The organism is Formosa sediminum (assembly GCF_007197735.1).
Taxonomy (GTDB): domain Bacteria; phylum Bacteroidota; class Bacteroidia; order Flavobacteriales; family Flavobacteriaceae; genus Formosa; species Formosa sediminum.
On sequence record NZ_CP041637.1, the window covers coordinates 2,460,056 to 2,470,627 of the forward strand.

Annotated in this window: 10 protein-coding genes; 7 read left to right on the forward strand and 3 right to left on the reverse strand. The window is 31.0% G+C overall.

The window, feature by feature from the left end; translation table 11 throughout:
* The first annotated feature begins 97 nt into the window (after positions 1–97).
* Both FNB79_RS10630 and FNB79_RS10635 read left to right on the forward strand, forming a co-directional pair.
* Positions 98–583 carry a YciE/YciF ferroxidase family protein gene (locus tag FNB79_RS10630; RefSeq protein ID WP_143381281.1) on the forward strand — a complete coding sequence of 162 codons (486 nt, stop codon included), beginning with the start codon at positions 98–100 and terminating at the stop codon, positions 581–583.
* Between the two features lie 160 nt (positions 584–743).
* Positions 744–2,207: a glycoside hydrolase family 130 protein gene (locus tag FNB79_RS10635; protein WP_143381282.1), complete on the forward strand. Its 1,464-nt coding sequence runs from the start codon at positions 744–746 to the stop codon at positions 2,205–2,207.
* Between the two features lie 115 nt (positions 2,208–2,322).
* On the opposite strand, the gene FNB79_RS10640 is transcribed toward FNB79_RS10635, so the two are convergent.
* The gene (locus FNB79_RS10640; RefSeq protein ID WP_143381283.1) at positions 2,323–4,647 is read right to left on the reverse strand and encodes a glycosyltransferase; all 2,325 of its coding nucleotides are present in this window, start codon (positions 4,645–4,647) and stop codon (positions 2,323–2,325) included.
* 323 nt (positions 4,648–4,970) lie between these two features.
* Between FNB79_RS10640 and FNB79_RS10645 the strand changes: the two genes are divergently transcribed.
* The 4 genes from FNB79_RS10645 (at position 4,971) to FNB79_RS10660 (ending at position 8,080) form a co-directional block, all read left to right on the forward strand.
* A complete protein-coding gene (locus FNB79_RS10645; protein WP_143381284.1) occupies positions 4,971–5,819 on the forward strand; it encodes an SDR family oxidoreductase in 849 nt (282 codons plus the stop codon).
* Between the two features lie 143 nt (positions 5,820–5,962).
* Positions 5,963–6,430 (forward strand): DUF421 domain-containing protein, encoded by a 468-nt coding sequence (locus FNB79_RS10650; protein WP_185967759.1) that lies wholly within the window; start codon positions 5,963–5,965, stop codon positions 6,428–6,430.
* 116 nt (positions 6,431–6,546) lie between these two features.
* Positions 6,547–6,987 (forward strand): hypothetical protein, encoded by a 441-nt coding sequence (locus FNB79_RS10655; RefSeq protein WP_143381286.1) that lies wholly within the window; start codon positions 6,547–6,549, stop codon positions 6,985–6,987.
* A gap of 49 nt (positions 6,988–7,036) precedes the next feature.
* Entirely contained in the window at positions 7,037–8,080 is a 1,044-nt protein-coding gene (locus tag FNB79_RS10660; protein ID WP_143381287.1) for a glycoside hydrolase family 130 protein, read from the forward strand.
* Positions 8,081–8,231: 151 nt separating this feature from the next.
* Here FNB79_RS10660 and FNB79_RS17450 read toward each other — a convergent pair whose 3' ends face one another.
* Positions 8,232–8,354: a hypothetical protein gene (locus FNB79_RS17450; protein ID WP_262711355.1), complete on the reverse strand. Its 123-nt coding sequence runs from the start codon at positions 8,352–8,354 to the stop codon at positions 8,232–8,234.
* Positions 8,355–9,455: 1,101 nt separating this feature from the next.
* Between FNB79_RS17450 and FNB79_RS10665 the strand changes: the two genes are divergently transcribed.
* Positions 9,456–9,794 carry a hypothetical protein gene (locus FNB79_RS10665; RefSeq protein WP_143381288.1) on the forward strand — a complete coding sequence of 113 codons (339 nt, stop codon included), beginning with the start codon at positions 9,456–9,458 and terminating at the stop codon, positions 9,792–9,794.
* A gap of 126 nt (positions 9,795–9,920) precedes the next feature.
* On the opposite strand, the gene FNB79_RS10670 is transcribed toward FNB79_RS10665, so the two are convergent.
* Positions 9,921–10,283 (reverse strand): hypothetical protein, encoded by a 363-nt coding sequence (locus FNB79_RS10670; protein ID WP_143381289.1) that lies wholly within the window; start codon positions 10,281–10,283, stop codon positions 9,921–9,923.
* Positions 10,284–10,572 lie beyond the last annotated feature (289 nt).

A 10,572-nucleotide genomic window follows, 5' to 3' on the forward strand; every position in this document is an offset into this window, starting at 1 on the left:
TTGGTTAAAACTTATTTGAGTTAAAAAATTTATTTTTGAGATTAACTCACATTTCTTTTTCGAGATATTTTTAGATTATTAATCAAAAATAAAAACCATGAAAACTTTAAAAGATTTATTCGAAAACCAATTGAAAGATTTATTTAGTGCAGAAAGCCAATTAATTAAAGCACTACCTCAAGTAGAAAAAAAAGCAAATGATAGTAAATTAAAGGAAGCTTTTAAAAGCCATTTAGAAGAAACTAAAGGTCATAAAAAAAGACTTGAAGAAATTTGTGATGCATTAGGCATTTCTGCAAAAGGAGAAACATGTAAAGCCATGAAAGGCTTAATTAAGGAAACCGAAAGTTTTATGGATGAAGCAGATAGTAAAGAAGTTATGGATGCAGGTCTTATAGCTGAAGCCCAACGTGTAGAACATTATGAGATTTCTGGTTATGGTACAGCAGTGCGTTATGCTAAAGAATTAGGATACGATGACATTGCTTCAAAATTGCAAAAAACTCTGGATGAAGAGTATAATGCAGATAATAAGTTAGATAAACTAGCAGAGAGTAGACTTAATGAAAAAGCGATTAGTTAATAGAATTAGTCGTTATACTGCCTATAAATATATCAGAATTCCCTCATTCTAATATATTTATAGGCAGTTTTTTTATATATTATTTGTTAATCGCTTGTTGTATAGTGGTTACTTTTTGCTTATACCAATCACGAATAATTAATGTAATTTAAATCATAATATGGCGGTTCCTGTAATTCGTAAAAATCTATATTTTAAACCAGACTCTAGTCGAGTAGTAGCCCGTTTTTTTAATAATGGTGATCTTAGAACCATCAATTTAGTAAAGCGGATAATGCTTTTAAATGACTTGCAAATTAAGCAAGAACTTGAAAAAACCTTGAAAGGCTTTGTGGGCAGACATAGAAATATCTCTGAAATTTTTTTAAAACACGCTAATAATTATAAAAACCTCATTCAATCTATTGATATAGATTACGATAAACTTTCTCTAGAACGTCGCCTATTACTCGGAGCTTATAGTACCATGGAGTATTCCATAGAATCTACTGCACTATTTAATCCATCTATTATCGAAGATCTTGATCAATCATTTTTGGCAGAAGGAGAAAAAAGAGTCATTATATCTTTTAGGGCAACGGGAGAAGGACATTTATCCTCTATTGTTTTTAGAAAGGGAATTTTAGACGCATCTAATAACCTGCGAATGATTGAGACGCATAAACACATTGACCTTCCTGATATTATAAAGAAGAAAACATATGACAAAAAAAGGTTTATGAAGAAAATGGAAGAAATGCATATTCCAAAAACATATTCTTCTCCGTTTATGGATTCATTACCTGATAAATTTGAATATGATACTTTAAAAAATGCGATTAGGGAAATGCTAAAGCTCGATATTGGCGAGCAAAGAAAAAAAGCACTTAACGAAATGACCTGGCTTATAGACTCTTATTATGATATTGAGTTTAATGAAGACTCTAAAATATCTGGTCGTGCTATTTTACCTATATCCCCTTCAGAAAGTCGAGGGATTGAAGATGCTAGATTTGTACGTTTTACCGACGACGACGGCTCAGAAAAAATATATGCAACGTATACAGCGTACGATGGGTTTACTATACTTCCTAAATTACTTTCAACAAACGATTTTATAAATTTTAGAATAATGCCCATGCATGGGCATGGAGCACAGAATAAAAACTTTGCCCTATTTCCCCGAAAAATTAAGGGCAAATATGCCATGTTGGCAAGAATAGATGGCGTTAATAATTATCTTTTCTATTCAGACAGAATTACTTTATGGAACGATCCCATAAAAATTCAGGAACCTAAATATCCTTGGGAGTTTACACAAATAGGAAATTGTGGCTCTCCCATTTATACCAAATATGGTTGGCTAGTTATCACGCATGGAGTTGGAGCTATGAGGCGTTATTGTATTGGAGCCTCTCTTTTAGATTTGGAAGATCCGACAAAAGAAATTGGTCGATTAAAAGAACCGCTTCTATCTCCCTTAGAAGAAGAACGAGAGGGGTATGTGCCTAATGTTGTATATTCCTGCGGGAGTATAATACATAATAATCATTTAATTTTGCCCTATGCTGTATCGGACTATGCATCCTCTTATGTAACCATTAATATGGATGATTTATTAACAGCGCTTATAACTGAAGTATAATTTTTTAGTGAAAGAACCCATATATCAGAATTTCGATAATGTGCAGAAATAAAAAAGTGTATTGATAAATAATCAATACACTTTTTTATTTAAAATCTGTTTTTAGATGTAGGTTCTATAAATTTTCAAAAGCAAAACGTGCTAATAAATAACTAATAGTAGATTCTGAACCTTGATTTAAATTTACGTTTTGTGTTTCTAAGCCATCGTGACAGCCTCCTGTACAAGGATTATAAATAATTTGTTTTAAATGGTTGTTTCCTAGGAACCAACTAAAAGCCAGTTCCATTTTGTCCTCATAATCTTCCATAGGAAATATAGTATTAAACTCCTTTAAGGCTAATATGGTGTAAGCAACATCAATAGGTTGCTCGCCTCCAGTTTGAACTGTTTTTTCTTCTAATCCTTTAATCAACCAACTTTGATTTGAAATCACTCTGATAGAATTTTTTATGAAAATTTTAGAAATCAAAAAGTCAAATGTGTCTTTTGCGATATGTTTAAATCTTAAGTCTCCTGTAGCTTTCCAAGCGAATAAAAGAGCTTCAGGTAACACACTATTTGCATAAGTTAGGTAAGGTTCATACCAATTCCAATCTATATCTGAATGAAAATTATAAAGTTCTACAAGTTTATTTGCTGCCTCATTTATTATCTCGGTGATTTTTTTATCATCCATTTTTAAGTTAAAATAATACAATCCTTTTATGGTAAAAGCGAGGGCACGTGGCGAATTAAAATGCTGTATTTTTAAGTTAAACTGGTTAATAGCGTATTTAATATTTTGAAGTAAAGTGATATCCAAATCACTTCCTTCTTCCATTAAATAATATGTATAACCTAAAGCCCAAATGGCTCTACCGTTAGCATCTTCTAGGTTTACTTCATTATTTTGATTTGTAAATTTTTTGTCTTTATCCACATAATTTAAGAAGAGGCAATTATCACGTTGACATTTCAAAATGAAATTTACATATTTTCTTACCAACTCTGTGTCTGTTGGATTTTGCGATAATTTATAGTTCTCACAGGCCGCTATAAGCGCTCTGGCATTATCATCTAAAGTGTAACCTGATTCAATATCTGGTGTATTGATGTTCGAAAATTGGATAATACCAACATCCGTAGTCATGTTTAATAAGTGATTAATATTTATTTGCGGTTTTTTATATCTCAGTTTTATAGGTTTCTCTATATGTTTTGAAAAAACCTGGGCATGTAATATTGCAGCATTTTCCCATGATGTAGCGGAAGAGGCGTGCAAGCCTTTCATTCTCATATGTTGTCTCAGTTCGTCATTATTTAGTAAACCATTCACTTGAGTCGCCAACTGTTTAGAATCTCCAAAGTCGAACAATAAACCATTTCCATCATTTAAAACTTCTTTAGCATGCGGGATAGGTGTGGACACAATAGGGCAGCCACAACTTACGGCATAAGAAAATGTGCCACTAACGGCTTGATTGGGGTCGTTTGAGGTAAATACATAACAGTCTGAAAGTTGTAAATATTCTAGTAATTCGGCCAGTGGTACAAACTTGTTTACAAACTGTACGTGGTCTTTTAAGTTTAATTCATTCACCTTTTGCTTTAAAAAATGCATATACGCATCCCCTTGCTCATTAAAAAGAGTGGGATGGGTTTTTCCAACTATTAGGAAAATAATTTCAGGATGTTCTTTTATAATATCAGGCAATGCATTTAAAGTGGTTTCTATATTTTTACCAGGACCTAGAAAGCCGAATGTGGAAATCACTTTTCTATGTGATACACGATACTTCTCTTTTAAAAGGGATTTATCCTGATGTTTTACCAAATGCGTTCCGTGAGATATAATTTCTATTTTGTTTGGGTTGATGCCGTAGGTATCGATAAGTAAATCTGCTGAAGATTTTGTCATAACCGTCACCACTTTAGCTGTAGACACTAAATCTTTTACATTTTTTTCTAAGTCTTTATTAGGGTTTGGCAATACGGTATGAAAAGATAAAGAGATGGGTTTATGTATCGCTTTAAGAAAATTTAAAAAGCCTTCTTCATTCTTATGAAACAATCCGAATTCATGCTGGATCATAACCATTTCCATATCCTTGTCAGTGTTAATTTTATTAGCAACGGTAATAAGAGACTGAGAACTTTCGGGATTTAATATTAAATCTATGTCTTCGTTTGTATACTCATGGATATCGGAGCTCGATTTTAAAGCACATATTTTTATATCAAAACTATCCTCGAATTGTGTTTTAAGAGCTTTTTTTAAATCATAGGTATAGGTTGCAATGCCGCATTCTCGTGGCGGATAAGTGGCTACAAGAAGTATCTTAGGTAAATTATTTGAATTCAGTTTAAGATGTTTTGCTTTATGCTGTTTTAAATCTATTTTTTTCTGATTTAAAAGTTTAGCTGCCCTTTTGCTGTTAAGATTTAGGTTGTCTAACATAAGATTTAAATGTTTTTTCGTTGTTTAGATCATCACGTTGTTTTTTATATTATTAAAATATTTTTGTCAACAGTATGGCTAAAGTAAAGAGAGGGTTAAATTTGTGTTACTCTAAAAAAATAAATTGTTAACCCATTCAAATAATTCATAGTGTTTAAAGACGTATTAGAGGTAACATCATATTAGGTTATTTTTTAAGTAGCTGTTTCTTTTGATGCTATTTTCAGGATTTATGTGGAAAGTAATTGTGGTAATTTTAATTTCAAATCAGTTCATTTTTTTTTGGTTTTAGGTTTTAATTTGAAATATTCTAAACTGATAATATTATGAAACATAAAGAATTTCCAGAACAGGAACAACCGCAACCAGGGAAAGCACATAACATGACTCCAGAACCTGTACTTATACGCGACAATTATAAAGGTTCAGGAAAATTAGAAGATAAAGTTGCCTTGATTACTGGTGGCGATAGTGGAATAGGGGCTAGCGCCGCATTGCACTTTGCAAAAGAGGGCGCTAATATTGTTATTGTTTATTTAGAAGAAACTAAAGACGCAGAAGCTATACAAGCAGAAGTTGAGAAAATGGGCAGAAAGTGTTTACTTATTAAAACCGATTTAACCCAAGAAGAGTATTGTAATCATTGTGTTCAGGCTTGTATAGAAGTGTATGGTCAATTAAACATTGTGGTTAATAATGCGGCCATGCAATTTCCTAAAGATTCTTTATTGGATATATCCAAAAATCAATTACATAAAACATTCGAGACTAACATTTATCCCTATTTTTATTTAACAAAAGCCGCTTTAAACTACTTAACAGCAGGAGATACTATTATAAATACCAGTTCGGTTACAGCATATAGAGGTAGCGAACATTTAGTGGATTACGCCAGTACTAAAGGAGCTATAGTAGGTTTTACAAGATCGTTGTCTGCACAATTGGCTCCTAAAAACATCCGTGTTAATGGTGTGGCTCCTGGCCCCATTTGGACACCTTTAATCCCGTCGAGTTTTGATGATGTTTCTGATTTTGGACAAGATACGCCTTTAGCCAGAGCCGGACAACCGAGTGAAGTAGGTCCTGCTTACGTTTTTTTAGCTAGCGAAGATAGCAGTTACATTACCGGACAATTTATCCATGTTAATGGGGGTGAAATTATTGGTGGTTAATAATCATTTAGGTAATACTTTATAATATCATGATGGATTCAAAGGAATATACGTTCGATATATTAAGAATCTTATTTGGGGAGTATGATTTGCTGATATATGTCGAAATTATAATACGAGTCCTTATTATTTTAAGTTATACTATGCTTATAATTAATTGGATTGGTAAACGTGTTGTGGGAGGTTTTGGTAGTGCAGATATTTTAATAGTTGTAGGTATGGGGAGCGCTGTTGGAGATAGCATGTTTTATCCGTCTATCCCTTTAATTGTTGCTTTGTTAGTAATTACTTTAATTGGCGCGTTACAAAAGTTACATGTTTATTTATCTATCAAATTCGAAGCGGTTAGAAAAAAATCACATCCTAAAGTTATGAAATTGGTAGAATCGGGTAAGTTACTGTATGATAACTTTTCCGATGATCAAATTGATAAATACGAAGTGTATATGTTGTTAAGAGAATCGGGAATTAAATATTTGTCTGAAGTTGAACATGCGTATTATGAACAATCTGGTAAGTTAAGCATCTACAAATACGAGAATCCCATACAGGAGCATTCAATTCTTCCAGAGGATCTTCCTAATTATGAGAAATTTCCACATAGTTTGTAGTAAAAAACTAACATAAGGGGATGTTTTCAATATATATAAGCTCCATTTTTATAAGCTGCTAAAGTGAATTTTTAGTTGTTGTAATTAAAGTATTGCTAATTTAAATTTAACTAAGTATGAATACATTTTCCTACTTCCTAGCTTTAATTACTTCTGTTGGCGTTATGACTCTATTTAGTGCGACGATGGGTTTTATTTTAAAATGTGAATTTAGAGAGTATATTCTTCTATCTAAAGTTATGGCTGGTCATTCCTTAAAACAAAAAGAAAGCTTTAATTATATACTTTTAGGTTGGTTAGTACACTTTGCTATAGGGGGATTCTTTTTAGTGCTTTATGCCTGTTTATGGCATTATACCATATTAATTCAAAATGTGTTAGGTTCTATGTTGTATGGTATTGTTATAGGTATATTAGGCATATTGGGTTGGACGCTTCTATTTAACATTGCACCTCATACCCCGAAAATTAATTATAAAGCGTATTATATGCAATTAATTGTAGCCCATGTATTTTTTAGTTTAGGTAATCTTTTAGTTTTTTCATTATTCAATTAAACGTTGTTTTTTAAGCTCTACTTTTTCTAATCCTTTAATACGATGTAAGATGTCTGATATTGCAGTGCGATGTAAATTAAATCCATTATTATCTCCAAAAGATTTAGAACCTAGTAACCCGAATATGGTGATTACATCTTTATTAAACCCAGGGGTGTTTGAGTTTAACGGAAAAATAGGACTTTTAGTGCGTGTTGCAGAACGTAGTATCCAAAAAGAGGGGGTGCTTTCAATACCCTTTTATAATGAAGAGGGCGTTATTGAGATTTTGGATTTCGATTTAGATGATCCCAAACTAAATGCATACGATGCTAGAGTCATTACTTACAATGGAACAGACTATTTAACAACGATATCTCATCTCAGACTGTTTCTTAGCATTGATGGCATTAATTTTATTGAATCGAAACACCCTTCACTATTTGGAGAAGGCATTTATGAATGTTTTGGTATTGAAGATTGTAGGGTTTCAAAACTTGAAGCTATGTATTATTTAACCTATACTATGGTGTCTACTTACGGCGTTGGGGTCGGACTAAAGACTACCAAGGATTGGTTTAATTTTGAAAACAAGGGAATGATATTTAGTCCACATAATAAAGATTGTGCCATTTTTGAAGAAAAGATTAATGGGAAATTTTATGCACTTCACAGACCAAGTAGCCCAGAATTGGGAGGTAATTATATGTGGATAGCCGAATCTCCAGATGGCGTGCACTGGGGCAATCACAAATGTATAGCTAAGACAAGAACAGGATGTTTTGATAGTAAACGTTTGGGGGCAGGAGCAGCTCCTATTAAAACAGATAAAGGCTGGTTGGCAATTTATCATGGTGCTAATGAAACAAATAGATATTGTTTGGGTGCCTTACTATTAGATTTAAATGACCCCTCAAAACTTATAGCACGTTCTAAAGCACCTATTATGGAACCTAATGCAAGTTATGAACACATAGGTTTCTTTGGAAATGTTGTCTTTACGAATGGGCATGTGGTACACGGAGATACTTTAAAAATTTACTATGGTGCATCGGATGAGTTTGTGTGTTTAGCGCATTTTTCTATTGACGAAATATTAAAAACACTTATTTAATATTGGGGTATTGAATGAAGGGATTAAACAACAGAATGCTTCAAGATTGTAGGTAATAATAAAATACCATGTTTTGCCAAGTGGTAGAGCGAAGTCAAGAACTAAAATGTATGATATTATGTTTCCTACATTTTAATAATAAGAACTACTATTATACACAACAATTATTAAGTTCTAATTCACTATTTGCTTCTCCACGGAGCTCTAAGACCGATGAATGTTTAACACCAACAGTAGCAAAAAACAAAGTCACTTCAGTAAGTATCTTTTCCAAGAACGACAAGTGAAATATGGTTTTATAAAAAATCATTCAGGTCAAGTACCCTGTTGAAAAGATGTGTTGTTGCATGAGAGTCAGTAAAAAAGGCTTATTACACCTAGTTAAGAAATTAGGCATTTTAAAGTTAAGTGCAGAGTATATTCTGGAGTTGTTGTACCAGTATATATTTGGCAGGCTTCAAAATAATACTTATAATTAAGTCTATAAATGCAGTTGTATTTCTAGTCTTAAATAAATTTTTGGATACAGCATTGTTCTAAAAGTACCTTTATTACTTAATCTTTGAGGGTATTAAAACTAAAAGTAAATAAGTATGTTTTTTTTTTTTGAAAAGCGTATTGGCTTTTTCTATTAGAATAAAAAATATGGTTTCTGTGATTTATTTTTTCTACAATCCAAGTTATGTATAGTGTGCTCTATAGTTATATCTTCAATTAAACCCCAAGATAACATTACGATCTGTTAAATCTAATATTGTTGCAAGATGATTTTAGCGACCTCCCATTTTAATACATGAAAAAAGACTTCCATTTTTAACCAATATATCTGCTGCTCGTATTTTTGTTTAATAAGTTTATTGTAATGTGGATGAGGTGATTCTATTGCAACTATCCTAAAATGTATGCTTAAAATGCTTCTTTATACCATCTATTTCAATACAAGATCTGCTTATAAATTAATCCTTGTTTTTACTTTAAAGAGCGAGTAATCCTTCTAATTCTTTACGGTTTAATATTAAATACAATTTTTTTTTAGGAATCTGTGGGATTTGGAATTCTCCTTTTTATTTTACAATTAAATATTCATCACCCTAATAATCTGCATTAATTTTATTTAAAAAAAGCAGCAAAAAAAAGCAAATTGTATTTCTGTTAATTCAAGATAATAATGACCATAGTTAAATAAAAAAATATGATTTTCAAGCTATTAGAAATCTATTTTTAGTATAGTTTAAGATCTTTGCTTTATGGCACATATTCTTTGAAACTTTTTTTATTCTTTTAAAAATTAAGATATTTTTCTTTTAAAAAGCAAAACCCTTATTTAGACTTAATAAAAATAATAAGTATATTTGAGAAAAAAATAATTAGTGATATGACTTTAATATACAGTAACAATTATGGAGGATGTTACAACGTTAGTTCTGCTCCAAATTCTAAAAAAGTATTACAATTGGTAATTGATACGGTTGGAATATTTATGACTAAAGAAGATTTAAGTTCGTTATTAACCGTTATTTTACAAGAGCCAGCACCATGTACCTGTAATAATTGTAGTGGAGAGCGATGCAATAAAATATGGTGTTCAAATCCTTTATTAGATATTTGTCTAAAAGTAGATAAACAAAAAATTGAACTTCTAGAAGATTTAATTAGAGGAACATTATTTATTTTAGAGATAGATAAAACACTTGATGAATATCGACTTAATTAAATAGCAGTAATAAAGCTCTGTTTTATTAGAAATATTATGTTTAAAAGTATTTATTACTTATAAACGTAATAATAATAACATCTAATATTTTTTGTTTTGTAATGCTTAAATACTCTTTAATATTTTTCAAGTAGGAATATTATTAGAATTTAAAATAGAACTGAGCTCCAATTCAAAAATTGTTCTTTTTAAAAGGTGTTCCAAAGCTACAAGATTTGTTTTAGTAGATTTAAATAAGACCTGACTGAAATGGGTGTCGAATTTAATAGATTTAGGAATGTGTTTTTCGTTACAATTTTTACATGTACACCCATGCTTAGTTTTAATAATTAGTATTAGAAGTGTTTTTAATTCTTTTTGTTCTAAAAGTATCGCGACACTTCCTAATTGTAAGTGAATTTTTTCTAAGTCCGATTGTAGTGTTCTATCATCTTTTAGCAGAAAAGTTTCACCAATTGTATTTTTATAAATGGGATCTAGGAAATACATGTTATAATTTTTTTTTCAAATATAATAAACAATTTTTATTTAGATTTATTAAAAATAGATGTTGTCTTATTGTTTATAATGCCAGAAATAGGGTTGTTTAATGGATCTGATACATGAATTACCGATGATATAACTCAAGATGTTATTCCATTTTTGGAAAATGATAATTAAAATATTTTTGAAATTAGACATGCTAGTATTACTGATTTTAATAAGTATGAATGGATTATATTAGGTTTCCCTACTTGGTATGATGGCAGTATAGTTTGCAAAGTGATTAAGAAGATTT

Coding starts and splice junctions, on each gene's coding strand:
- FNB79_RS10630 (WP_143381281.1), top strand. CDS start 98: ATGAAAACTTTAAAAGATTTATTCGAAAACCAATTGAAAGATTTATTT.
- FNB79_RS10635 (WP_143381282.1), top strand. CDS start 744: ATGGCGGTTCCTGTAATTCGTAAAAATCTATATTTTAAACCAGACTCT.
- FNB79_RS10640 (WP_143381283.1), bottom strand. CDS start 4,647: ATGTTAGACAACCTAAATCTTAACAGCAAAAGGGCAGCTAAACTTTTA.
- FNB79_RS10650 (WP_185967759.1), top strand. CDS start 5,963: ATGCTTATAATTAATTGGATTGGTAAACGTGTTGTGGGAGGTTTTGGT.
- FNB79_RS10655 (WP_143381286.1), top strand. CDS start 6,547: ATGAATACATTTTCCTACTTCCTAGCTTTAATTACTTCTGTTGGCGTT.
- FNB79_RS10660 (WP_143381287.1), top strand. CDS start 7,037: ATGTCTGATATTGCAGTGCGATGTAAATTAAATCCATTATTATCTCCA.
- FNB79_RS10665 (WP_143381288.1), top strand. CDS start 9,456: ATGACTTTAATATACAGTAACAATTATGGAGGATGTTACAACGTTAGT.
- FNB79_RS10670 (WP_143381289.1), bottom strand. CDS start 10,283: ATGTATTTCCTAGATCCCATTTATAAAAATACAATTGGTGAAACTTTT.